Below are 242 nucleotides of genomic sequence, written 5' to 3' on the forward strand. Positions count from 1 at the left end.
TAGGTGCTCATCAGATCCACGTCCGTGGCCACGCACCAGGCGCGGTCCTCCGGCCACCACAGGCTCGCGCTCTGATGACACCACGACGCCTGCGCGAACGACGTGGCCGCCGCCGACAGCGGCCCCGACAGCAGCAGCATGTCCCTGCCGGGCATCGCCACCCGCGGGACGCCCGCGTCCTCCACCGGCAGGGCGAGGTCACCGTACCCCTCCCAGACGGCGAACCAGCAGCGCTGCGGTGC

At 72.7% G+C, this 242-nt stretch carries 1 protein-coding gene; it reads right to left on the minus strand.

Annotated elements, in window-relative coordinates:
- Positions 1–242, minus strand: a 242-nt coding sequence (locus tag ACWJ6R_RS38320) for a hypothetical protein (protein ID WP_449066845.1), incomplete at both ends; no start/stop codon positions are given.

Source organism: Planomonospora algeriensis, assembly GCF_977012225.1.